This window comes from Streptomyces sp. NPDC001020, from assembly GCF_053599115.1.
Window position 1 is genome coordinate 104,952 of the sequence record NZ_JBSFLQ010000009.1, and the last position, 22,619, is coordinate 127,570.

General features: G+C 68.9%; 20 protein-coding genes. 4 read left to right on the forward strand and 16 right to left on the reverse strand.

Annotated features, from left to right (window positions below; all coding sequences use genetic code 11):
• Positions 1 to 79: 79 nt before the first annotated feature.
• Together ACWDEX_RS11070 and ACWDEX_RS11075 are read left to right on the forward strand one after the other, a co-directional pair.
• Positions 80 to 838, forward strand: a complete 759-nt coding sequence (locus ACWDEX_RS11070) for a hypothetical protein (RefSeq protein ID WP_450462960.1) — start codon at positions 80 to 82, stop codon at positions 836 to 838.
• Positions 835 to 1,227 (forward strand): GntR family transcriptional regulator, encoded by a 393-nt coding sequence (locus ACWDEX_RS11075; protein ID WP_450462961.1) that lies wholly within the window; start codon positions 835 to 837, stop codon positions 1,225 to 1,227. The genes ACWDEX_RS11070 and ACWDEX_RS11075 overlap by 4 nt, the downstream gene beginning before the upstream one ends.
• Positions 1,228 to 1,271: 44 nt before the next feature.
• Here ACWDEX_RS11075 and recQ read toward each other — a convergent pair whose 3' ends face one another.
• Positions 1,272 to 3,266 (reverse strand): DNA helicase RecQ, encoded by a 1,995-nt coding sequence (gene recQ, locus ACWDEX_RS11080; protein WP_450462962.1) that lies wholly within the window; start codon positions 3,264 to 3,266, stop codon positions 1,272 to 1,274.
• A gap of 198 nt (positions 3,267 to 3,464) precedes the next feature.
• Between recQ and ACWDEX_RS11085 the strand changes: the two genes are divergently transcribed.
• A complete protein-coding gene (locus tag ACWDEX_RS11085; RefSeq protein ID WP_450462963.1) occupies positions 3,465 to 4,067 on the forward strand; it encodes a Uma2 family endonuclease in 603 nt (200 codons plus the stop codon).
• Positions 4,068 to 4,140: 73 nt separating this feature from the next.
• Here ACWDEX_RS11085 and nuoN read toward each other — a convergent pair whose 3' ends face one another.
• Genes nuoN through ACWDEX_RS11155 form a run of 14 tightly spaced genes read right to left on the reverse strand, consistent with a single transcriptional unit; the run spans position 4,141 to position 20,247 of the window.
• Positions 4,141 to 5,790, reverse strand: coding sequence for an NADH-quinone oxidoreductase subunit NuoN (gene nuoN / locus ACWDEX_RS11090; protein WP_450462964.1), 1,650 nt, complete (start codon positions 5,788 to 5,790; stop codon positions 4,141 to 4,143).
• Positions 5,787 to 7,358, reverse strand: a complete 1,572-nt coding sequence (locus ACWDEX_RS11095) for an NADH-quinone oxidoreductase subunit M (protein ID WP_450462965.1) — start codon at positions 7,356 to 7,358, stop codon at positions 5,787 to 5,789. Before ACWDEX_RS11095 ends, nuoN begins: the two co-directional genes overlap by 4 nt.
• 5 nt (positions 7,359 to 7,363) lie before the next feature.
• Positions 7,364 to 9,259, reverse strand: a complete 1,896-nt coding sequence (gene nuoL, locus ACWDEX_RS11100) for an NADH-quinone oxidoreductase subunit L (RefSeq protein ID WP_450462966.1) — start codon at positions 9,257 to 9,259, stop codon at positions 7,364 to 7,366.
• Between the two features lie 14 nt (positions 9,260 to 9,273).
• On the reverse strand, positions 9,274 to 9,573 hold the full coding sequence (gene nuoK / locus ACWDEX_RS11105) for an NADH-quinone oxidoreductase subunit NuoK (RefSeq protein ID WP_023547474.1): 300 nt from the start codon (positions 9,571 to 9,573) through the stop codon (positions 9,274 to 9,276).
• Positions 9,570 to 10,412: an NADH-quinone oxidoreductase subunit J gene (locus ACWDEX_RS11110; RefSeq protein ID WP_450462967.1), complete on the reverse strand. Its 843-nt coding sequence runs from the start codon at positions 10,410 to 10,412 to the stop codon at positions 9,570 to 9,572. Before ACWDEX_RS11110 ends, nuoK begins: the two co-directional genes overlap by 4 nt.
• A complete protein-coding gene (gene nuoI, locus ACWDEX_RS11115) occupies positions 10,409 to 11,038 on the reverse strand; it encodes an NADH-quinone oxidoreductase subunit NuoI (protein ID WP_450462968.1) in 630 nt (209 codons plus the stop codon). The genes ACWDEX_RS11110 and nuoI overlap by 4 nt, the downstream gene beginning before the upstream one ends.
• Complete coding sequence (gene nuoH / locus ACWDEX_RS11120) at positions 11,031 to 12,398, reverse strand: NADH-quinone oxidoreductase subunit NuoH (protein ID WP_450462969.1); 1,368 nt, start codon at positions 12,396 to 12,398, stop codon at positions 11,031 to 11,033. Before nuoH ends, nuoI begins: the two co-directional genes overlap by 8 nt.
• On the reverse strand, positions 12,395 to 14,899 hold the full coding sequence (locus tag ACWDEX_RS11125; RefSeq protein ID WP_450462970.1) for an NADH-quinone oxidoreductase subunit G: 2,505 nt from the start codon (positions 14,897 to 14,899) through the stop codon (positions 12,395 to 12,397). The genes nuoH and ACWDEX_RS11125 overlap by 4 nt, the downstream gene beginning before the upstream one ends.
• The gene (gene nuoF / locus ACWDEX_RS11130) at positions 14,896 to 16,278 is read right to left on the reverse strand and encodes an NADH-quinone oxidoreductase subunit NuoF (RefSeq protein ID WP_450462971.1); all 1,383 of its coding nucleotides are present in this window, start codon (positions 16,276 to 16,278) and stop codon (positions 14,896 to 14,898) included. Before nuoF ends, ACWDEX_RS11125 begins: the two co-directional genes overlap by 4 nt.
• Positions 16,275 to 17,147 (reverse strand): NADH-quinone oxidoreductase subunit NuoE, encoded by an 873-nt coding sequence (gene nuoE, locus ACWDEX_RS11135; RefSeq protein WP_450462972.1) that lies wholly within the window; start codon positions 17,145 to 17,147, stop codon positions 16,275 to 16,277. The genes nuoF and nuoE overlap by 4 nt, the downstream gene beginning before the upstream one ends.
• A complete protein-coding gene (locus tag ACWDEX_RS11140) occupies positions 17,144 to 18,526 on the reverse strand; it encodes an NADH-quinone oxidoreductase subunit D (RefSeq protein ID WP_450462973.1) in 1,383 nt (460 codons plus the stop codon). Before ACWDEX_RS11140 ends, nuoE begins: the two co-directional genes overlap by 4 nt.
• A complete protein-coding gene (locus ACWDEX_RS11145; protein WP_450462974.1) occupies positions 18,523 to 19,323 on the reverse strand; it encodes an NADH-quinone oxidoreductase subunit C in 801 nt (266 codons plus the stop codon). The genes ACWDEX_RS11140 and ACWDEX_RS11145 overlap by 4 nt, the downstream gene beginning before the upstream one ends.
• A complete protein-coding gene (locus ACWDEX_RS11150) occupies positions 19,320 to 19,874 on the reverse strand; it encodes a NuoB/complex I 20 kDa subunit family protein (protein WP_355779461.1) in 555 nt (184 codons plus the stop codon). Before ACWDEX_RS11150 ends, ACWDEX_RS11145 begins: the two co-directional genes overlap by 4 nt.
• A 13-nt stretch (positions 19,875 to 19,887) precedes the next feature.
• The gene (locus ACWDEX_RS11155; RefSeq protein ID WP_003992243.1) at positions 19,888 to 20,247 is read right to left on the reverse strand and encodes an NADH-quinone oxidoreductase subunit A; all 360 of its coding nucleotides are present in this window, start codon (positions 20,245 to 20,247) and stop codon (positions 19,888 to 19,890) included.
• Positions 20,248 to 21,031: 784 nt separating this feature from the next.
• Between ACWDEX_RS11155 and ACWDEX_RS11160 the strand changes: the two genes are divergently transcribed.
• Entirely contained in the window at positions 21,032 to 21,892 is an 861-nt protein-coding gene (locus tag ACWDEX_RS11160; RefSeq protein WP_450462975.1) for a C40 family peptidase, read from the forward strand.
• Positions 21,893 to 22,097: 205 nt separating this feature from the next.
• On the opposite strand, the gene ACWDEX_RS11165 is transcribed toward ACWDEX_RS11160, so the two are convergent.
• Positions 22,098 to 22,613 carry a helix-turn-helix domain-containing protein gene (locus ACWDEX_RS11165; protein ID WP_450462976.1) on the reverse strand — a complete coding sequence of 172 codons (516 nt, stop codon included), beginning with the start codon at positions 22,611 to 22,613 and terminating at the stop codon, positions 22,098 to 22,100.
• Between the last annotated feature and the right edge of the window lie 6 nt (positions 22,614 to 22,619).

Consider the following 22,619-nt stretch of genomic DNA (forward strand, 5'->3'; position numbering starts at 1 on the left):
GGGGCGCATCTTGTACTTACCGCTTGATACAAGTGGTGAGTACAGCCGTGCTGCACGGCTCTTCCATCGGGGGTCCCTCATGCTCGAACTCGACACGGTCCCAACGGCATCGAAAGTCGACCGCTCCACACGGTGGGCCGGCCTGCTCATCGGCCTGATCGCCGGCCAGCTGGTGGCGTACGGCCTGGGTGGCGGTGAAGGCCTCGGCATCCTGTACGCCATCCCGGTCTTCGGCCTGTGCGCGGTAGCCGGAGTCCTGGTGGGTGACGCGCTGACGGCCCGGCCCCAGGGCAGGGTCCGCACCGCGGGGCTCGCCCCGCGCCGGGTGCGCGACTGCCTACCGCCACGCCTCACTCGGCTACTGCTCGTCCAGGCGGCAATCCTGGTCGTGCTGCTGGCGGTGGCGGCCGCGGTCGCCTCGCCAGACGACCAGGGACGTGCGGGCCGCTGGCTGACGCTCTCCTGCCAGGCCGACGGCACGGCCTCGTACGGCCCATGGCCCGGCCTGTACTACGGGCTGCCGCTGCTGGTCTCGGTAGCGGTGTCCACGGCGGCCTGCGGCTGGTCGCTCGCACGCATCGCCCGGCGCTCCTGCGACGAACGAACGCGCCAGGAGCGCACACGGGCGATCGTCGCCGCGTGGGGCCTGACGGTGGCCGCGCCGCTGCTCGGTGCGGCGGCCACGGCATCCGGCGCGCTGACGAGCATCGGCTGCGCGGGCGCGACCGGACTGGTCCTCGGTCGGGTCCTGTGGCCCGTCGCGGTGAGCGCGCTGATCTCGTTCCTGTGGTGCCTGTTCACGGTGATCTCGCCGCAGACGTGGGGGCCACGCCGATGACCGGTGCCGCGGTGCGCGTGGACACATCGAGCCCGGTCCCGCCGTACGAACAGATCCGCGCCCAACTGGCCGCCCTGATCACGTCCGGCCGCCTCCCCGAGGGTGAGCGCCTGCCGACGGTTCGTCAGCTGGCGGCCGACCTGGGCCTGGCGGCGGGGACGGTGGCCAGGGCGTATCGCGAGCTGGAGGCCATGTCCCTGATCCGCACGCGTCGGGGGGCGGGGACCCGGGTGGCCCCGCTCCCGGCTCCGGCCAGGACGCCGGATCCGGCGAAGCTGACTGCCCTCGCAGAGCGGTTCGTGGCGGAGGCACGGGGAATGGGGGCGGATTCGGAGGCGGTACTGGGGGCAGTGCGGGACGCGCTGGACGAGCGATCCCCGCGGCTGTAGCTGCGGACGCCACACGGCTGGGCCGCACTCCAGTCCCGGCTCCCCTATATCCAGTCCTCCGGCTCCCCCTCCGGTTCGGGCCGTTCCGGGTCCTCGGCTCCCTCCGGGGAGGAATCCCCGTCCAGAGACGCCAGCACCGCGAGCACTCCCTCCCCGTACGTCGCCAGCTTCTTCTCGCCCACCCCGCTGATCGCGCCCAGCTCCGCCACCGTTGTGGGTCGGGCGGTCGCGATCTCCCGGAGCGTCGCGTCGTGAAAGATCACATAGGCCGGGACGCCCTGTTCCTTCGCCTGGGCCGCGCGCCAGGAACGCAGGGCCTCGAAGACCGGATGCAGCTCCGCCGGGAGTTCCGCGGCGGCCTTCGACGCGCGCTCGCCCTTCGTGGACGCGGACCGCGCGACGGCGGGCTTCGCCGGCTCCTTGCGCAACGGCACCTCGCGCTCCGACCGCAGCACCGCCCCGCTCGCCTCCGTCAGCACCAGTGTCCCGAACTCGCCCTCGACAGCGAGCAGCCCCTGAGCGAGCAACTGCCGGACAACACCCCGCCATTCACCCTCGGTCAGCTCCTCACCGATACCGAACACGGACAGCTGATCATGGTCGAACTGGATGACCTTGGCCGTGCGCCGCCCCATCAGGATGTCGACGATCTGCACGGCGCCGAACTTCTGCCGCCGCTCCCGGTCCAGCCGCCACACCGTGGACAGCACCTTCTGCGCCGCGATCGTGCCGTCCCACGTGTCGGGCGGCACCAAGCACGTGTCGCAGTTGCCACAGGCGCCCGGCTCGGGCTTCTGACCGAAGTAGGCGAGTAGCTGGCCACGGCGGCAGCGGACCGTCTCGCACAGCGCCAGCATCGCGTCCAGGTGCGCCTGGGCCCTGCGGCGATTGGGGTCTCCCCTGTTCGAGCGAAGCCGAGAACTTGGGGAACCCTCGTCGCCCTCCCCGGACTGGATCAGCTTGCGCTGCTGCACGACGTCGTTCAGCCCGTACGCCATCCAGGCCGTGGACGGCAGTCCGTCGCGGCCCGCCCGGCCCGTCTCCTGGTAGTAGCCCTCGACCGACTTCGGCAGGTCCAGGTGGGCCACGAACCGTACGTCCGGCTTGTCGATGCCCATACCGAACGCGATGGTCGCGACCACGACCAGGCCGTCCTCGCGCAGGAAGCGGGACTGGTGCGCGGCGCGCGTACCCGCGTCCAGGCCGGCGTGGTACGGCACAGCCTCGACCCCATTGCGAGTGAGGAACTCCGCGGTCTTCTCCACCGAATTCCGCGAGAGGCAGTACACGATGCCCGCGTCGCCGGCGTGCTCCTCTCGCAGGAACGACAGCAGCTGCTTCTTTGGGTCGGCTTTCGGCACGATCCGGTACTGGATGTTGGGCCGGTCGAAGCTCGCGACGAAGTGGCGGGCCGCCGGCATGTTCAGTCGCTGGATGATCTCCTGGTGGGTCGTGCGCGTCGCGGTCGCCGTGAGCGCGATCCGGGGGACGTCCGGCCAGCGCTCGCCCAGCAGGGACAGCGCCAGGTAGTCGGGCCGGAAGTCGTGGCCCCACTGCGACACGCAGTGCGCCTCGTCGATCGCGAAGACCGAGATCTTGCCGCGGGAGAGCAGGTCGAGGGTGGACTCCAGGCGCAGCCGCTCCGGGGCCAGATAGAGCAGGTCCAGCTCGCCGGCCAGGAACTCCGCCTCCACCACGCGCCGCTCGTCGAAGTCCTGCGTGGAGTTCACGAACCCGGCGCGCACACCGACCGCCCGCAGCGCGTCCACCTGGTCCTGCATCAGCGCGATCAGCGGGGAGATCACCACGCCCGTACCGGGTCTGACCAGGGCCGGGATCTGGTAGCAGAGGGACTTGCCGCCACCGGTCGGCATGAGGACGACGGCGTCACCGCCGGACACCACATGGTCGACGATCGCTTCCTGCTCGCCGCGGAAGGCCTCGTACCCGAAGACCCGGTGCAGCGTGGCCAGCGCCTCGCTCCCGCCGTCCGGCGCCGGCATCACACCAGCCTCGGTCATCACACTCGTCCCGTCCATCGCCCGTCCCCCGTATGTCGTCCCTCGACCACCGCATCCACGATAGGGGGCCGCGCCGACAGCCCCGGAGTTATCCACAGGACGCCCGCCCAGTGCCCGTCAATGACACGACACTCGTTCACACGTGCGCAGGAGACCTGGCCGTTTCCGGTCGATAGTCTGAACGCACCGGCGAGACTCCGTCTTATGGGAGCACTGATGAGCGTCGCACCGAAGGCGTCCGCGTCCACCTGGCCGATGCCGCCGGAGGGCGGCTGGACCGCCGACGACCTGGACCGGCTTCCGAATCTTCCTCCGCACACGGAACTGATCGACGGGAGCCTGGTCTTCGTGAGTCCGCAGACCATCTTTCACGAACGTGCCATCGACTACTTCAAGTGGCAGCTACAGTCTCTGGCGCCTGCGGACCTCGAGGTGTTCCGCGAGTTCACCATCGACCTCGACCGCCAGAACAGGCCCGAGCCGGACGTGGTCGTCGTGCGCGCGGAGGTGGTGAAGGACCCTGGGCAGACCCGTTTCCCGGCCGGAGCCGTCGTCCTGGCCATCGAGGTCGTCTCGGAGGACTCCGTCTCCCGCGACCGTGAGACCAAGCCCCTGAAGTACGCCAGGGCGAAGATCCCTCACTACTGGCGGGTCGAGAACGAGGACGGCCGCGCCGCCGTGCACGCCTTTGAGCTGGAACCCACCACGGGCATGTACACCAGTGTGGGGATCTTCCGCGAGCGGATGAAGGTGGACGTTCCGTTCCCGGTGGACCTGGACCTCACCGAGATCAAGGCGCGCCGCACGCCGAAGCAGTGATCCGCTTCCGTACAGCACGGCGGCCCGGCACCCCCCGAGCGGGTGCCGGGCCGCCCTGTGCGGGAACCGTGCGTCAGCGCACGAACACGCTCGCCTGGCTCGCCAGGTCCAGGAAGTACTGCGGTGCCACGCCGAGCGCCAGCGTGACCACCACTCCCGCCCCGATCGCCGTCAACGTCAGCGGCGAGGGAACCGCCACCGTCGGCCCCTCGGGGCTCGGCTCGCTGAAGAACATCAGGACGATCACTCGGATGTAGAAGAACGCGGCGATCGCCGACGAGATCGCACCGATCACGACCAGCGGAATCGCCCCGCCCTCCGCCGCCGCCTTGAACACCGCGAACTTCCCGGCGAAGCCGGAGGTCAGCGGGATACCCGCGAAGGCCAGCAGGAACACCGCGAACACGGCCGCCACCAGAGGGGACCTGCGCCCGAGCCCTGCCCACTTGGAAAGGTGGGTCGCCTCGCCGCCCGCGTCGCGGACCAGGGTCACCACGGCGAAGGCGCCGATCGTCACGAACGAGTACGCGGCCAGGTAGAACAGGACCGAGGACACGCCGTTGCGGGTGGTCGCGATGACACCCGCGAGGATGAACCCGGCGTGCGCGATCGACGAGTACGCCAGCAGCCGCTTGATGTCGGTCTGCGTGATCGCGACGATCGCGCCGCCCAGCATGGTGACGATCGCGACGGCCCACATCACCGGCCGCCAGTCCCAGCGCATGCCCGGCAGGACCACGTACAGCAGCCGCAGCAGCGCGCCGAACGCTGCCACCTTGGTCGCCGCCGCCATGAAGCCGGTCACCGGGGTCGGAGCGCCCTGGTACACGTCCGGCGTCCACATGTGGAACGGCACCGCGGCCACCTTGAACAGCAGGCCCATCACGATCATCGCGGCGCCGATGAGGAGCAGCACGTCGTTGCCCATGGTGTTGGCGAGGGCCGGGTCGACGTTCGTGACCGTGCCGTCGACGACCTGCGCGATGGTCGCGTACGACACCGAGCCTGCGTACCCGTACAACAGTGCGATGCCGAACAGCGTGAACGCGGAGGCGAACGCGCCGAGCAGGAAGTACTTGACCGCGGCCTCCTGCGAGATGAGCCGCTTGCGGCGGGCCAGGGCGCACAGCAGGTACAGCGGCAGCGAGAAGACTTCCAGGGCGACGAAGAGGGTCAGCAGATCGTTCGCCGACGGGAAGACGAGCATGCCGCCGACCGCGAACAGCAGCAGCGGGAACGCCTCGGTCGTCGTGAACCCGGCCTTCACGGCGGCCTTCTCGCCCTCGCTGCCCGGCACGGACGCGGCCTGCGCGGCGAACGAGTCGACCCGGTTTCCGTGCGCCGCCGGGTCGAGGCGCCGTTCGGCGAAGGTGAACACGCCGAGCAGACCGGCCAGCAGGATCGTCCCTTGCAGGAACAGGGACGGTCCGTCGACCGCGAGCGCGCCCATCGCGGCGATGTGCGCCTTCGTGGTGCCGTACCCGCCCGCCGCGAGGGCCACCACCGCGGCGAACGCGGCGGCGAGAGCGACGACCGAGACAAACACCTGGGCGTAGTAGCGGGACTTGCGGGGGACGAACGCCTCGATCAGCACCCCGACGAGCGCGGCACCGATGACGATCAGCGTCGGCGACAATTGGCCGTATTCGATCTTCGGGGCCTGGAACTTCGAGATCGGATCGACCGCGGTTGTCCACAGGCTGTGGACGGCTGTTGTACTCATTTGGCCGCCTCCACCGCGGGCTTGGGATCGGTTTGGTGTACGTCGGACATGGTGTGCTGGACCGCCGGGTTGACGATGTCGGCGACCGGCTTCGGGTAGACACCCAGGAAGATCAACAACGCGATCAGCGGGGCGACGACCAGGAGTTCACGTACCCGCAGGTCCGGCATCTCGGCGACGTCCGCCTTCACCGGGCCCGTCATCGTCCGCTGGTAGAGGACGAGGGTGTAGAGAGCAGCGAGCACGATGCCGAGGGTGGCGATGACGCCGATCGCCGGGTGTCGCGTGAACGTTCCGACCAGGACCAGGAACTCACTGACGAACGGCGCGAGCCCCGGCAGCGACAGGGTGGCCAGGCCGCCGATCAGGAACGTGCCGGCCAGCACCGGCGCGACCTTCTGCACGCCTCCGTAGTCCGCGATCAGACGCGAACCGCGGCGCGAGATCAGGAAGCCCGCCACCAGCATCAGGGCGGCGGTCGAGATCCCGTGGTTGACCATGTAGAGCGTCGCACCGGACTGGCCCTGGCTGGTCATCGCGAAGATGCCCAGGATGATGAAGCCGAAGTGGGAGATGGACGCGTACGCCACCAACCGCTTGATGTCCCGCTGGCCGACCGCGAGCAGTGCCCCGTAGATGATGCTGATGAGCGCCAGGACGAGGATGACGGGCGTCGCCCACTTGCTCGCCTCCGGGAACAGTTGGAGGCAGAAGCGGAGCATCGCGAACGTGCCCACCTTGTCGACGACCGCCGTGATCAGCACGGCGACCGGGGCGGTGGCCTCCCCCATGGCGTTGGGCAGCCAGGTGTGCAGCGGCCACAGGGGCGCCTTCACCGCGAAGGCGAAGAAGAAGCCGAGGAACAGCCAACGTTCGGTGCTGGTCGCCATGTGGAGCGAGCCGTTCGCCCGCGCCTGCACGATCTCCGGGAGTGAGAAGTTCCCCGCCTGCACGTACAGGCCGATCACCGCGGCCAGCATGATCAGGCCGCCGGCCAGGTTGTAGAGGAGGAACTTCACGGCCGCGTACGACCGTTGCGTGGACGCCGCCTTCTCGCCGTGCTCGTGAGCGTGGTCCCCGAAGCCGCCGATGAGGAAGTACATCGGGATGAGCATGGCCTCGAAGAAGATGTAGAAGACGAAGACGTCGGTGGCCTCGAAGGAGATGATCACCATCGCCTCGACGGCCAGGATCAGAGCGAAGAAGCCCTGCGTCGGCCGCCAGCGCCGACTCCCGGTTTCCATCGGCTCGGCATCGTTCCAGCCCGCCAGGATCACGAACGGGATCAGCAGCGCGGTCAGGGCGACGAGCGCCACCGCGATGCCGTCCACGCCCAGCTCGTACCGCACCCCGAAGTCCTTGATCCAGGCATGGGACTCGGTGAGCTGGTAGCGGGCACCTCCCGGCTCGAAGCGGACCGCGGTCACCGCCGCGAGGACGAGGGTCGCGAGCGAGACGACCAACGCAAGCCATTTGGCGGTGGTGCGCCGGGCGGCCGGTACGGCGGCCGTGGCGATCGCCCCCACGGCCGGGAGCGCCGCCGTCGCTGTCAGCAGAGGAAAGGACATCGCTATCAGACCGCCCTCATCAGCAGGGTCAGGGCGACGAGCACCGCCGCGCCGCCGAACATCGAGACCGCGTACGACCGCGCAAAGCCGTTCTGCAGCCTGCGGAGCCGTCCGGACAGGCCGCCGAACGAAGCCGCCGTGCCGTTGACGACGCCGTCGACCAGGGTGTGGTCGACATACACGAGGGAGCGCGTGAGGTGCTCTCCGCCACGGACGAGGACGACGTGGTTGAAGTCGTCCTGGAGAAGGTCGCGGCGGGCCGCCCGGGTGAGCAGCGATCCGCGCGGGGCGACGGCCGGCACGGGACGGCGGCCGTACTGGGCGTAGGCGATGCCCGCCCCCACGACGAGCAGCACCAGGGTGGCGACCGTGACCGTCAGGGCGCTGACCGGCGAGTTGCCCTCCGAGTGCCCGGTGACGGGCTCCAGCCAGTTCATGAAGCGGTCGCCGATCGAGAAGAACCCGCCCGCGAACACCGACCCGACGGCGAGCACGATCATCGGGATCGTCATCACCCGGGGCGACTCGTGCGGGTGCGGCTCGTTGCCGTGCTCGTCGGGCTGCCAGCGCTTCTCACCGAAGAACGTCATGATCATCACGCGCGTCATGTAGTACGCCGTGATGGCCGCGCCCAGCAGGGCGGCGCCGCCGAGGATCCATCCCTCGGTACCCCCCTTGGCGAACGCCGCCTCGATGATCTTGTCCTTGGAGAAGAAGCCGGACAGGCCCGGGAAGCCGACGATGGCGAGGTAGCCGAGGCCGAAGGTCACGAAGGTGACGGGCATGTACGGCCTGAGGCCGCCGTACCTGCGCATGTCGACCTCGTCGTTCATGCCGTGCATGACCGAACCGGCGCCGAGGAACAGCCCGGCCTTGAAGAAGCCGTGCGTCACCAGGTGCATGATCGCGAAGACGTAGCCGATGGGGCCGAGGCCCGCGGCGAGCACCATGTAGCCGATCTGCGACATGGTCGAGCCGGCCAGCGCCTTCTTGATGTCGTCCTTCGCGCAACCGACGATCGCACCGAAGAGGAGCGTGACGGCGCCGACCACGGTGACGACCAACTGTGCGTCGGGCGCCGCGTTGAAGATCACCCCGGAGCGGACGATCAGATACACACCCGCGGTCACCATGGTCGCGGCGTGGATGAGGGCCGAGACCGGGGTCGGACCTTCCATGGCGTCCCCGAGCCAGGACTGCAGCGGCACCTGGGCGGACTTGCCGCACGCGGCCAGCAGCAGCATCAGCCCGATGGCGGTGAGCTTGCCCTCACTCGCACTGTCCGCGCTGTGGAAGACCGGCCCGAAGGCGAAGGTCCCGAACGTCGTGAACATCAGCATGATCGCGATGGACAGGCCCATGTCGCCGACACGGTTGACGAGGAATGCCTTCTTCGCGGCGGTCGCGGCACTGGGCTTGTGCTGCCAGAAGCCGATCAGCAGGTACGAGGCGAGACCGACGCCCTCCCAGCCGACGTACAGCAGCAGGTAGTTGTCGGCGAGGACGAGCAGCAGCATCGCCGCGAGGAACAGGTTCAGATAGCCGAAGAAGCGGCGTCGGCGCTCGTCGTGCTCCATGTACCCGACCGAGTACAGGTGGATGAGCGAGCCGACGCCGGTGATCAGCAGGACGAACGTCATCGACAACTGGTCGAGCCGGAAGGTGACGTCGGCCTGGAAGCCGGCCACCGGGATCCAGCTGAACAGGTGCTGGGTCACGGCGCGCTGGCCGGCGGCCTTGCCGAGCATGTCGGCGAAGAGGACGACACCGAGCACGAAGGAGGCACCGGCCAGCACCGTGCCGAGCCAGTGGCCGACCGCGTCCAGCCTTCTGCCGCCGCACAGCAGGACGGCCGCTCCGAGCAGGGGCGCCGCGATCAGCAGCGCAATCAGGTTCTCCACGATTCAGCGACCCCTCACAGCTTCATCAGGCTGGCGTCGTCGACCGAGGCCGAGTGGCGGGTACGGAACAGCGACACGATGATCGCGAGCCCGACCACGACCTCCGCGGCGGCGACGACCATCGTGAAGAAGGCGATGATCTGACCGTCGAGGTTGCCGTGCATCCGGGAGAAGGTGACGAACGCGAGGTTGCAGGCGTTGAGCATGAGCTCGATGCACATGAACACCACGATCGCGTTCCGTCGGATCAGCACGCCGGTCGCGCCGATCGTGAACAACAGGGCCGCGAGATACAGGTAGTTGACCGGGTTCACTTCGACGCCTCCTCGGTCCTCTTGCGCGTCGGCCGCTCGTCCTCGGCCCGCTCCAGGCGCTCGGTGGCGCGCTGTTCCAGGGCCTTGAGGTCGCTGAGGGCCTCGTGCGAGACGTCGCGGATCTGACCGCGGTCCCGCAGCGTCTTGTTGACGGTCAGCTCGGACGGGGTGCCGTCCGGGAGGAGGCCCGCGATGTCCACCGCGTTGTGCCGGGCGTAGACACCGGGCGCCGGCAGCGGCGGTACGTGCTCGCCCTCTCGTACGCGCTGCTCGGACAGCTCGCGCTGGGTCCGGGCGCGCTCGGTGCGCTCGCGGTGGGTGAGCACCATGGCGCCGACCGCGGCCGTGATGAGCAGGGCGCCGGTGATCTCGAAGGCGAACACGTACTTGGTGAAGATGAGAGCGGCCAAGCCCGGCACATTGCCGTTGGCGTTCGCCTTGCCGGTTCCGGCGAAGTCCTTCAGGGACGCGTTGGCGATTCCCGCGAACAGCAGGACGCCGAAGCCGACCCCGCACAGCAGGGCCAGCCAGCGCTGGCCCTTGATGGTCTCCCGCAGGGAGTCCGCCGCGGTGACGCCGACGAGCATCACCACGAACAGGAACAGCATCATGATCGCGCCGGTGTAGACGACGATCTGCACGATCCCGAGGAAGTAGGCCCCGTTGGCGAGGTAGAACACCGCCAGGACGATCATGGTGCCGGCCAGGCAGAGCGCGCTGTGCACGGCCTTCTTCATGAAGACGGTGCACAGGGCGCCGATCACCGCCACGGTGGCGAGGACCCAGAACTGGAAGGCCTCCCCGGTGGAAGTGGTGTAGGCGGCGAGCTGCGTGTTCATGCGTCAGCCCCCTGTTCTTCGGCCGCGCCCGCAGGGCCTGCCGTGTGATGCTGTTCGCCCTTGGAGACGGCGTCCTGGCGCACCGTGCCGGGCGCGGCCTCCGTCACCAGGCCCCGGTAGTAGTCCTGCTCGTCCATCCCCGGGTAGATGGCGTGGGGGGTGTCGACCATGCCCTCTTCGAGGCCGGCGAGCAGCTGTTCCTTGGTGTAGATGAGGTTGGCTCGGCTGGAGTCCGCCAGCTCGAACTCGTTCGTCATCGTCAGTGCGCGCGTGGGGCACGCCTCGATGCACAGGCCGCACAGGATGCAGCGGGCGTAGTTGATCTGGTACACCCTCCCGTACCGCTCGCCCGGGGAGTAGCGCTCCTCTTCCGTGTTGTCCGCGCCCTCCACGTAGATCGCGTCGGCGGGGCAGGCCCAGGCGCACAGCTCACAGCCGACGCATTTCTCCAGGCCGTCCGGATGGCGGTTGAGCTGGTGCCGGCCGTGGAACCGCGGAGCTGTGGTCTTCTTCTGCTCCGGGTACTGCTCGGTCAGCCGCTTCTTGAACATGGCCCTGAAGGTCACGCCGAAGCCGGCCACGGGGTTCTGGAAACCGGGCTTGGTCTCCTTCGGCTCCTCAGCCATCGGACGCCTCCTTTCCATCCGAAGTTCCGTCACTCACAGTGTCCGTGCCGCCACTGACAATCAGCTCCCGCTCCCGTCGCGAGCGGCGTCGCGGGACCGACGGAGGCGTCTGTCCCGGCAGCGGCGGTACCGGGAAGCCACCCGCCATCGGGTCGAAGGCAGCGGTCTCCTCGGCGGGATGCGCGTCCTCCTTCACCTTCGCGCCGCGGAACATGTCGACGAGGAACGACAGCAGCAGCACCACCAGGACGCCGCCGCCGAGGTACACGACCAGATCGCTGAAGCCGTAGTTCTCGTTGCGCAGCGCACGCACGGTCGCGACGAGCATCAGCCAGACCACGGACACCGGGATGAGGACCTTCCAGCCGAGCTTCATCAGCTGGTCGTAGCGGACGCGCGGGAGCGTGCCGCGCAGCCAGATGAAGAAGAACAGCAGCAACTGGACCTTGATGACGAACCAGAGCATCGGCCACCAGCCGTGGTTCGCGCCCTCCCAGGCGGTGCTGATCGGCCACGGGGCCCGCCAGCCGCCCAGGAAGAGCGTGGTCGACACGGCGGAGACCGTCACCATGTTCACGTACTCGGCGAGCATGAACATCGCGAACTTGATCGACGAGTACTCGGTGTTGAAGCCGCCGACCAGGTCACCTTCGGACTCCGGCATGTCGAAGGGTGCGCGGTTGGTCTCGCCGACCATCGTCACGATGTAGATCACGAAGGAGACCGGCAGCAGCACGATGTACCAGCGGTCGTGCTGCTGCTCGACGATCGTCGACGTCGACATCGACCCCGAGTAGAGGAACACGGAGGCGAAGGCGGCGCCCATGGCGATCTCGTACGAGATCATCTGCGCGCAGGAGCGCAGACCGCCGAGGAGCGGATAGGTGGATCCGGAGCTCCAACCCGCCAGCACGATGCCGTAGATGCCGACCGAGGCGACCGCGAGGATATAGAGCAACGCGATCGGCAGGTCGGTGAGCTGCATCGTCGTACGGTGGCCGAAGATCGAGATCTCGTTGCCGGCGGGCCCGAAGGGGATCACCGCGATCGCCATGAAGGCCGGGATGGCCGCGACGATCGGTGCGAGGACGTAGACCACCTTGTCCGCGCGCTTGACGATGACGTCTTCCTTGAGCATCAGCTTCACGCCGTCGGCGAGCGACTGGAGCATGCCCCAGGGACCGTGCCGGTTGGGGCCGATGCGCAGCTGCATCCAGGCGACGACCTTGCGCTCCCAGACGATGGAGAACAGCACGGTCACCATCAGGAAGGCGAAGCAGAAGACCGCCTTGATGACGACCAGCCACCAGGGGTCGTGGCCGAACATGGAGAGGTCTTCAGCGGCGAGGTACTGGCTCATGCCTTCGCCTCCTTGGGGGCCTCGGCGACGGATGCGGCCGGGCCGATGCGAACGAGGGCGCCGGGCAACGCACCCGTGTCGGATGTGACGCCGTCGCCCGTGGAGTTCAACGGGAGCCAGACCACGCGATCGGGCATCTCGGTGATCTGCAGCGGGAGTTCCACGGTGCCGGACGGGCCGCTCACGGACAGCCGTTCGCCGTCCCCGACGCCGACCTCGGCGGCGGTGGCGGCCGACAGACGCGCGCGAGCGGCGTGCCGCGTACCGGCGAGCGCGTCGTCGCCCTCCTGCAGGCGGCCCTGGTCGAGCAGCAGCCGGTGCCCGGCGAGCACCGCCTCCCCGGTGGCCGGGCGCGGCAGGTCGTCGGTGGTCGCCCGGGGGTCGGTCGCACGCGGCCCGTCCCAGGTCCCGAGCCGGTCCAGCTCCGCGCGCACAGTGCGCAGATCGGGCAGCCCCAGATGGATGTCCATCGCGTCGGCGAGCATCTGGAGCACACGCGCGTCGGTGGGTGGCAGGGGGCGGGTCATCTGGTCGGGCTTGAGCGCGGCTTCGAAGGTGCGGGCCCGTCCTTCCCAGTCGAGGAAGGCACCGGCCTTCTCGGCGACGGCCGCGACGGGCAGCACCACGTCCGCGTGTTCGGTGACTTCGCTGGGCCTCAGTTCGAGCGAGACCAGGAAGTCCACCGTGGAGAGTGCGGCACGCGCGCGTGCCGGATCGGGCAGGTCGGCGACCTCGACGCCCGCGACCACCAGCGCCCGCAGTTCGCCGCCGGCCGCGGCCTCGACGATCTGTGCCGTGTCGCGGCCGTAGCGGTGCGGGAGCGCCGCGACGCCCCAGGCGGCGGCGACCTCGTCCCGGGCGCGCGGGTCGGTGGCCGGGCGCCCGCCCGGCAGCAGTGAGGGCAGCGCACCCACCTCGATGGCGCCGCGCTCCCCGGCCCGGCGCGGAATCCAGACGAGCTCGGCGCCGGTCGCCACCGCGGTCCGTACGACGGCGGTGAGCCCGCCCGACACACCGGCGAAGCGTTCACCGACGACGATGACCGCGCCCTCGGTGCGCAGCGCCTCGGCCGCCCGTGCGCCGTCCTCACCCAGGCCCGTCTCGTTCGCCAGCGCGTCCAGCCACTCGGTCTCGGTACCGGGCGCGGCGGGCAGGAGTGTGCCGCCGGCCTTCGTCAGGCCCCGGGTGGCGTGCGTGGCGAGCGAGAAGACCCGCTGGCCGTGCCCCCGCCAGGCCTTGCGCAGCCGAAGGAAGACACCGGGTGCCTCCTCCTCGGCCTCGAACCCGACGAGCAGGACTGCGGGAGCCTTCTCCAGCGAGGTGTACGTGACGCCGTTGCCGTCGAGGTCGCGTCCGTGTCCGGCGACCCGGGCGGCCAGGAAGTCGGCCTCCTCGCTGCTGTGCACGCGTGCGCGGAAGTCGATGTCGTTGGTGTCGAGCGCCACGCGCGCGAACTTGCTGTACGCGTAGGCGTCCTCGACGGTGAGCCGTCCGCCGGTCAGCACACCGGACCGGCTGCGCGCGGCCAGCAGGCCCTGTGCCGCGGCCTGAAGGGCCTCGGGCCAGGAGGCGGGCTCCAGCTCACCGGACTCGCGCCGCACGAGCGGCCGGTCGAGCCGGTCCTTGAGCTGCGCGTACCGGAAGGCGAACCGCCCCTTGTCGCAGATCCACTCCTCGTTGACCTCGGGGTCGACGGCCGCGAGGCGCCGCATGACCTTGCCGCGACGGTGGTCCGTGCGGGTCGCGCAGCCGCCGGAGCAGTGCTCGCACACCGAAGGCGACGAGACGAGGTCGAAGGGGCGGGAGCGGAAGCGGTACGCCGCCGATGTGAGGGCGCCGACCGGGCAGATCTGGATGGTGTTCCCGGAGAAGTACGACTCGAAGGGGTCTCCCTCGCCGGTGCCGACCTGCTGGAGCGCGCCCCGCTCGAGCAGTTCGATCATCGGGTCGCCCGCGATCTGGTTGGAGAACCGGGTGCAGCGGGCGCACAGCACGCACCGCTCGCGGTCGAGCAGTACCTGCGTGGAGATCGAGACGGGCTTCTCGTATGTGCGCTTCTTGCCCTCGAAGCGGGACTCGGCATGGCCGTGCGACATGGCCTGGTTCTGCAACGGGCACTCGCCGCCCTTGTCACAGACCGGGCAGTCCAGCGGGTGGTTGATGAGCAGCAGCTCCATCACACCCTTCTGGGCCTTCTCGGCGACGGGCGAGGTGAGCTGGGTGCGCACCACCATGCCGTCCGTGCACGTGATGGTGCAGGATGCCATGGGCTTGCGCTGGCCCTCGACCTCGACGATGCACTGACGGCAGGCACCGGCCGGATCGAGCAGGGGGTGGTCGCAGAAGCGGGGGATCTCGATGCCGAGCTGTTCGGCGGCGCGGATGACCAGGGTGCCCTTGGGCACGCTGATCTCGATGCCGTCGATCGTCAGTGTGACGAGGTCCTCCGGCGGGGGGACCGCCTGACCGCTCCCGGCGGAAGCGTTGGTCGTCATGGTCATGCGTTCACCTCCGCGGGCTTGTCCGCCCAAACCGTGGACTTGGCCGGGTCGAAGGGGCAGCCTCGGCCCGTGATGTGCGCCTCGTACTCCGCGCGGAAGTACTTGAGGGAGGAGAAGATCGGTGAGGCGGCGCCGTCGCCGAGGGCGCAGAAGGACTTGCCGTTGATGTTGTCGGCGATGTCGGCGAGCTTGTCGAGGTCGGCCATCGTGCCCTTGCCGGCCTCGATGTCCCGCAGCAGCTGCACCAGCCAGTACGTCCCCTCGCGGCAGGGGGTGCACTTGCCGCAGGACTCATGGGCGTAGAACTCGGTCCAGCGGGTGACGGCGCGGACCACACAGGTCGTCTCGTCGAAGCACTGCAGGGCCTTGGTGCCGAGCATGGAACCGGCGGCGCCGACTCCCTCGTAGTCGAGCGGGACGTCGAGGTGCTCGTCGGTGAACATCGGTGTCGAGGAGCCGCCCGGTGTCCAGAACTTCAGTTGGTGGCCGGGCCGCATGCCGCCGCTCATGTCGAGGAGTTGACGCAGCGTTACGCCGAGCGGGGCCTCGTACTGTCCGGGGCTCGCGACATGGCCGCTGAGCGAGTAGAGCGTGAAGCCCGGGGACTTCTCGCTGCCCATCGACCGGAACCATTCCTTGCCCCGGTTCAGGATCGCGGGAACCGAGGCGATCGACTCGACGTTGTTCACAACAGTCGGGCACGCGTAGAGGCCCGCGACGGCAGGGAAGGGGGGACGCAGCCGCGGTTGACCACGGCGGCCTTCGAGCGAGTCCAGCAGTGCGGTCTCCTCACCGCAGATGTATGCGCCCGCGCCCGCGTGCACGGTGAGTTCGAGGTCGAGTCCGCTGCCCAGGATGTTCTCGCCGAGGTAGCCGGCCGAGTAGGCCTCGCGCACGGCCGAGTGCAACCGCCGCAGTACGGGGACCACTTCACCCCGCAGGTAGATGAAGGCATGCGACGACCTGATGGCGTAGCACGCGATGATGATGCCCTCGATGAGGCTGTGCGGGTTCGCGAAGAGGAGCGGAATGTCCTTGCACGTTCCGGGCTCCGACTCGTCGGCGTTGACAACCAGATAGTGAGGCTTGCCATCACCCTGCGGAATGAACTGCCACTTCATTCCGGTGGGGAATCCGGCGCCGCCGCGTCCGCGCAGTCCGGAGTCCTTGACGTACGCGATCACCTCGTCCGGCGACATGGCGAGGGCCTTGCGGAGCCCCTCGTACCCCTCGTGCCTCCGGTAGACGTCCAGCGTCCAGGACTGCTCCTCGTCCCAGAAGGCCGAAAGGACGGGTGTCAGCAGCTTCTCGGGGCTGCCCTCTGCCTCGCTCTCGAATCCGCGGGCGGTGCCCCCGTTCTCGGGTGCCAAGGTCATCACTGCCCCTCCTCGTCGACGGGCCCGGCCGGATGGTGGGGGTCGGAGGCCGATGTGTCCTGCGGCGCGTCGTGCGAGCTGAGATGCTCTGCCGGTGACGGCTCGTGCGGCGCCGCGTCCCGCGGCTCGTCGTGCGGCCCGCCGTCTCGCGGGTGCACCACGCGCGCGGCGGCGGTCTCCCCCTTGGCCAGCCGCAGTCCGACCAGCGAGGCCGGGCCCGCGCCGCCGGTCGCCTCGACGGCCCCGTCCCGTTCGTCGGGGAAGCCGGCCAGTATCCGGGCGGTCTCCTTGAAGGTGCACAAGGGGGCGCCGCGGGTGGGTTCGACCTGCCGTCCCGCGCGCAGGTCGTCCACCAGGCGCCTGACGCTCTCGGGGGTCTGGTTGTCGAAGAACTCCCAGTTGACCATCACGACCGGTGCGTAGTCGCAGGCCGCGTTGCACTCGATGTGCTCCAGGGTGACCTTGCCGTCGCCGGTGGTCTCGCCGTTGCCGACGCCCAGATGCTCCTGGAGGGTCGTGAAGATCGCGTCGCCGCCCATCACCGCGCACAGGGTGTTGGTGCAGACGCCCACCTGATAGTCGCCGGACGGCCCCCGGCGGTACATCGTGTAGAAGGTGGCGACCGCGGTGACCTCGGCCGTGGTCAGGTCCAGCATGTCAGCGCAGAACCGCATCCCGGTGCGTGTGACATGGCCTTCCTCCGACTGCACGAGATGCAGCATCGGCAGCAGGGCGGACCGCGAGTCCGGGTAGCGGCCGATGATCTCGCGCGCGTCTCGTTCGAGCCGCGCCCTGACGTCGTCCGGGTAGTCGGGTGCGGGCAGTTGGGGCATGCCCAGGCCGACGCCGCGATCCGAAGAACTGGTGGTCACCGGTCGACGCCTCCCATCACGGGGTCGATGGACGCGACGGCGACGATCACGTCGGCGACCTGGCCGCCCTCGCACATCGCCGCCATGGCCTGCAGGTTGGTGAAGGACGGGTCGCGGAAGTGGACCCGGTAGGGGCGGGTGCCGCCGTCGGACACGACGTGCACTCCGAGTTCGCCCTTGGGTGACTCGACGGCCGAGTACGCCTGTCCCGGCGGGACCCGGAAACCCTCGGTCACCAGCTTGAAGTGGTGGATCAGGGCCTCCATGGAGGTGCCCATGATCTTCTTGATGTGGTCGAGCGAGTTGCCGAGCCCGTCCGGTCCCAGGGCGAGCTGGGCGGGCCAGGCGATCTTCTTGTCGGCGACCATGACAGGACCGGGCTGCAGCCGGTCCAGGCACTGTTCGACGATCCTGAGCGACTGGCGCATCTCCTCCAGGCGAATGAGGAAGCGGCCGTAGGCGTCACAGGTGTCGGCGGTCGGGACGTCGAAGTCGTACGTCTCGTAGCCGCAGTAGGGCTGCGTCTTGCGCAGGTCGTGCGGCAGACCCGCCGAGCGCAGGATCGGGCCGGTGGCTCCGAGGGCCATGCAACCGACGAGGTCGAGATAGCCGATGTCCTGCATACGGCCCTTGAAGACGGGGTTCCCGGTGGCGAGCTTGTCGTACTCCGGGAGGTTCTTCTTCATCTTCTTCACGAACTCGCGGATCTGGTCCACCGCGCCGGGCGGCAGGTCCTGGGCGAGTCCGCCGGGGCGGATGTAGGCGTGGTTCATCCGCAGACCGGTGATCAGCTCGTAGAGGTCGAGGATCATCTCCCGGTCACGGAAGCCGTAGATCATGATCGTGGTGGCGCCGAGCTCCATGCCTCCGGTGGCGATGCACACCAGATGGGAGGACATCCGGTTCAGCTCCATCAGGAGCACGCGGATGAGCGTGGCCCGGTCCGGGACCTGCTCCTCGATGCCGAGGAGCTTCTCGACAGCGAGGCAGTACGCCGTCTCGTTGAAGAACGACGTCAGGTAGTCCATGCGCGTCACGAACGTGGTGCCCTGCGTCCACGTGCGGTATTCGAGGTTCTTCTCGATACCGGTGTGCAGGTAGCCGATGCCGCAGCGGGCCTCGGTGACGGTCTCGCCCTCGATCTCCAGGATGAGCCGGAGCACGCCGTGCGTGGAGGGGTGCTGCGGACCCATGTTGACGACGAGGCGCTCGTCGTCGGCTCGTGCCGCGGACTGGACGACCTCGTCCCAGTCGCCGCCGGTGACCGTGTAGACGGTGCCCTCGGTGGTCTCGCGCGAAGAACTCGGCGTCCCGAAGGGACCCGATGAGGGGTGGTGGCCGGGCGACGGGTGGGAGGAGGAAGGGGTCTGTGTGCTCATGAGTACGACCTCCGCTGGTCCGGAGCCGGGATCTGGGCGCCCTTGTACTCGACGGGGATGCCGCCGAGGGGGTAGTCCTTGCGCTGCGGATGGCCCGGCCAGTCGTCGGGCATCATGATCCGCGTCAGGGCCGGGTGACCGTCGAAGACCAGACCGAAGAAGTCGTATGTCTCGCGCTCGTGCCAGTCGTTCGTGGGATAGACGGAGACGAGCGACGGGATGCGCGGGTCCGCGTCGGGAGCGCTGACCTCGAGACGGATCAGCCGGTTGTGGGTGATCGACCGCAGGTGGTAGACGGCGTGCAGCTCTCGGCCCTTGTCGCCGGGGTAGTGCACTCCGCTCACGCCCGTGCACAGTTCGAAGCGGAGCGCCGGGTCGTCGCGCAGGGTCTGGGCGACGGCGACGAGGTACTCGCGCTCGATGTGGAAGGTCAGCTCGCGACGGTCGACGACGGTCTTCTCGATGGCGTTCTCGGGGACGATGCCCTGCTCCTCCAGGGCGCCCTCCAGTTCGTCGGCGACCTCGTCGAACCAGCCGCCGTAGGGGCGGGTGGCCGCGCCGGGGAGCCGGACGGAGCGGACCAGGCCGCCGTAACCGGAGGTGTCGCCGCCGTTGTTGGCGCCGAACATGCCGCGCTGGACGCGGATCTCCTCGCCGTGATCGCCACGCATGCCGGGGAGGTTGGCGGTGCTGAGGTCCTTCTCCGGGTTGACGCCGTTGCCGCCGTTCCCGTTCGCCGCGGCCCCGTTCACGCCGTTGCGCGGTGTGTTCGCGCCGTTGCTCTTCGCGTCACTCATCGCAGCAGCCCCTTCATCTCGATCGTCGGGAGGGCCTTGAGCGCCGCTTCCTCCGCCTCGCGGGCCGCCTCCTCGGCGTTGACGCCGAGCTTGGAGGTCTGGATCTTCTGGTGGAGCTTGAGGATCGCGTCCATCAGCATCTCCGGCCGTGGCGGGCAGCCGGGCAGATAGATGTCGACGGGGACGATGTGGTCGACGCCCTGGACGATCGCGTAGTTGTTGAACATGCCGCCCGAGGAGGCGCAGACCCCCATCGAGATCACCCACTTGGGGTCGGGCATCTGGTCATAGACCTGCCTGAGGACCGGCGCCATCTTCTGGCTGACCCGGCCGGCGACGATCATCAGGTCAGCCTGGCGGGGCGAGCCGCGGAAGACCTCCATGCCGAACCGCGCCAGGTCGTAGCGACCGGCGCCGGTGGTCATCATCTCGATGGCACAACAGGCCAGGCCGAAGGTCGCCGGGAAGACCGACGACTTGCGCACCCAGCCCGCGGCCTGCTCGACGGTGGTCAGAAGGAAACCACTCGGCAGCTTTTCTTCGAGTCCCATGACGTAAAGCCCCTCAGTCCCATTCCAGGCCGCCGCGCCGCCATACGTACGCGTACGCGACGAAGACGGTGAGCACGAAGAGCAGCATCTCCACGAGCCCGAAGATCCCGAGGGCGTCGAAGGTGACGGCCCACGGATAGAGGAAGACGATCTCGATGTCGAAGACGATGAAGAGCATCGCCGTCAGGTAGTACTTGATGGGGAAGCGCCCGCCACCGGCCGGCGTGGGGGTCGGCTCGATACCGCACTCGTAGGCCTCGAGCTTGGCCCGGTTGTACCGCTTCGGACCGATCAGCGTGGCCATGACCACGGAGAAGATCGCAAAGCCTGCCCCGAGGGCTCCCAGTACGAGGATGGGCGCATACGCGTTCACCGCTCCTCGCTCCTCTCAGTCGGCACTGACTGCTGGCGGTTGTTGAGCCCACAGCCGCCCCACCCGTCTCACGAGCCCCGCTCGCCCCAACGAAGATCGCTAACATGTGAAGCAGGTCACAAGCCCAACTGCCCCGCATCTTATGCCCGGCGGTATGTGATCTGCGACACGGGGGTCCTCACGTACTTTGTGATCTCTGCCACCCGACGAAGGATCATGAAGTCGGATGAGCGGTGACCTTCGTACGCGAAGCAGTCAAGTGATCACCAAGAGGTGACATTTTCGATCGTTGTCGCTGGTAGAGGCACCCTTGCCAATATCAAGAGGAGATCGCTCAAGGCAAATTAGCCCTGGACCCGATCACTTGATAAAGGGGCGCGTTCACACGTCGAGGGGAGCGACGGGGACGAAAGTGGACACGTGCACGCGTTCACGAGCAGGAGCGCCACCGCACGGACGACGGATGCGCGTCCGTCGGCGAGAGGCGGGTGCGCCCCCGCGCGGGACGCACGCGCCACGGTGACCGTTCCGTGACCTGCACCACATCCACATGAGGTCCCCATAAGACGGGCTTGGCCATGCATGCCCACGAGTGGTAGGTGCGGGGCAAATCGGGCGTAACAGCGAAACCCCATGATCACAGGCTTGATCACTAGTGTCCGCAATGCCCGTTACGGCGTCAATAAGGAGCGACACGCCCGGGGTTCGTGAGGCCTGTTGAGCAAGTGTGGCGCAGCCCACGTTTCTTGAAGGTATGGAGGAGCCCCTGATACCGCTAGTAGCCATGTCCCACACCGCTCACATACGCAACCACCGGAAGCCCCGCAACCGCAGCGCGTCGACGATCGCGATGCGGGCCGGAGTTGCCGGTGGCGTCCTCGGAACCCTGGCCGTGGCCGGCTCGTCGGCTTCGGCATACGCCGCCGAGCCGGTGACGCAGACCCTCGAACTGCCCACCCTCACGGCCGACCTGGCCACGCAGGTGGCCGAGTCCGCGGAGGCCACCCAGCAGGCCGCCGCCGACTACCAGCTGCAGACCGAGCGCGACGAGGCCGCCGCAAAGGCCGCGAAGCAGGCCAAGCTGGACCTTGCCCAGGCCAAGAAGAAGGCGGCGGAGGCCAAACGGCAGGCCGAGGCCGAGGCCAAGCGCAAGGCGGAGGCCGAGCGCAAGGCCGCCACGGCCGCGGCCTCCCGCAGCACGCAGCGCACCGTCCTCACCGACGCGGCGCCGGTCAGCGCCTCGACGAGCGGTGCCTCGTCCAGCACCGCGACGAAGAGCAGCGCCACCACCGGTTCGGCCGCCGCGGTCATTGCTTTCGCCAAGGCGCAGATCGGCGACGCGTACGTCTCCGGCGGCACCGGCCCCAACTCCTGGGACTGCTCCGGTCTCGTCCAGGCCGCGTTCAAGCAGGTCGGGGTGAGCCTGCCGCGTGTCTCGCAGGACCAGTCGACCGCCGGCACCCAGGTCTCGCTGAACAACCTGCAGCCCGGCGACATCCTCTACTGGGGCGGTGCGGGCAGCGCGTACCACGTGGCGATCTACGTCGGCGACGGCATGTTCGTCGGTGCGCAGAACCCCGCCAGCGGCGTCGTCGAGAAGCCGCTGTCGTACGACCCGCCGTCCGGCGCGGTCCGCGTGCTCTGAGACACAGGGACTTCACGCGCTCCACGGATGGGGCCGCCGTGCCGATCGGCATGGCGGCCCCATCCGTATACGGGGGTGCGGCGCCTGCGCGCGGCACCGCTCCGCGCCGAAGGACCCGCGTACGGCAGTGCGTTGACGCCACGTCATACCGACTCATCAGCCCCCGTCGCTCGACCGCCCACACGTACCCTCATGTCCCGCGCAATCACATCAAGGGAAACACGCGCGTCACCACCGCGACGGGCCGCGCCCCGTCCGGCCGGATCGTGGGCCGCTGCTCACGGTCCTGGTAGCGGGAGAGCGCACGGCGCACGGTGTCCGCGACGGCCGCCATCTCCTCCGGCGTGAGGTGGACGACGGCGCTGAACGCCTCGTCCCGCCGCCATTGCTCGGGGACCTGTTCCCGCTGCGCGAGCCACTGCTGGTAGCTCTCGTCCTCCAGGCCGCGCGCGAGCTCCCCGAAGCCCACGGGCTCCTGACTCCGGCCCCGCAGCCGCCACGGCTTGGCCCGCCCGCCGCTCACCGGCACCTCCTCGATGCGCCCGTACCGTGCCAACTGACGCAGATGGAAGGAGCACAGCCCCGAGCTGTAGCCGAGCCGGGCGGCGGCCTCCGTCGCGGTGACCGCGCCCACCTCGGCCAGCAGCTCCAGCAGGGCGGTGCGCACTTCGTGCTCGGGCAGCAGCGTCTCGGACACAGGGCTCACATTGTCTTCAGTCACTTTGCA

Excerpts from the sequence above, each read along its gene's own strand:
- ACWDEX_RS11070 (WP_450462960.1), top strand. The coding sequence starts at position 80 with ATGCTCGAACTCGACACGGTCCCAACGGCATCGAAAGTCGACCGCTCC.
- ACWDEX_RS11075 (WP_450462961.1), top strand. The coding sequence starts at position 835 with ATGACCGGTGCCGCGGTGCGCGTGGACACATCGAGCCCGGTCCCGCCG.
- recQ (WP_450462962.1), bottom strand. The coding sequence starts at position 3,266 with ATGGACGGGACGAGTGTGATGACCGAGGCTGGTGTGATGCCGGCGCCG.
- ACWDEX_RS11085 (WP_450462963.1), top strand. The coding sequence starts at position 3,465 with ATGAGCGTCGCACCGAAGGCGTCCGCGTCCACCTGGCCGATGCCGCCG.
- nuoN (WP_450462964.1), bottom strand. The coding sequence starts at position 5,790 with ATGAGTACAACAGCCGTCCACAGCCTGTGGACAACCGCGGTCGATCCG.
- ACWDEX_RS11095 (WP_450462965.1), bottom strand. The coding sequence starts at position 7,358 with ATGTCCTTTCCTCTGCTGACAGCGACGGCGGCGCTCCCGGCCGTGGGG.
- ACWDEX_RS11110 (WP_450462967.1), bottom strand. The coding sequence starts at position 10,412 with ATGAACACGCAGCTCGCCGCCTACACCACTTCCACCGGGGAGGCCTTC.
- nuoI (WP_450462968.1), bottom strand. The coding sequence starts at position 11,038 with ATGGCTGAGGAGCCGAAGGAGACCAAGCCCGGTTTCCAGAACCCCGTG.
- nuoH (WP_450462969.1), bottom strand. The coding sequence starts at position 12,398 with ATGAGCCAGTACCTCGCCGCTGAAGACCTCTCCATGTTCGGCCACGAC.
- ACWDEX_RS11125 (WP_450462970.1), bottom strand. The coding sequence starts at position 14,899 with ATGACCATGACGACCAACGCTTCCGCCGGGAGCGGTCAGGCGGTCCCC.
- ACWDEX_RS11140 (WP_450462973.1), bottom strand. The coding sequence starts at position 18,526 with ATGAGCACACAGACCCCTTCCTCCTCCCACCCGTCGCCCGGCCACCAC.
- ACWDEX_RS11145 (WP_450462974.1), bottom strand. The coding sequence starts at position 19,323 with ATGAGTGACGCGAAGAGCAACGGCGCGAACACACCGCGCAACGGCGTG.
- ACWDEX_RS11150 (WP_355779461.1), bottom strand. The coding sequence starts at position 19,874 with ATGGGACTCGAAGAAAAGCTGCCGAGTGGTTTCCTTCTGACCACCGTC.
- ACWDEX_RS11160 (WP_450462975.1), top strand. The coding sequence starts at position 21,032 with ATGTCCCACACCGCTCACATACGCAACCACCGGAAGCCCCGCAACCGC.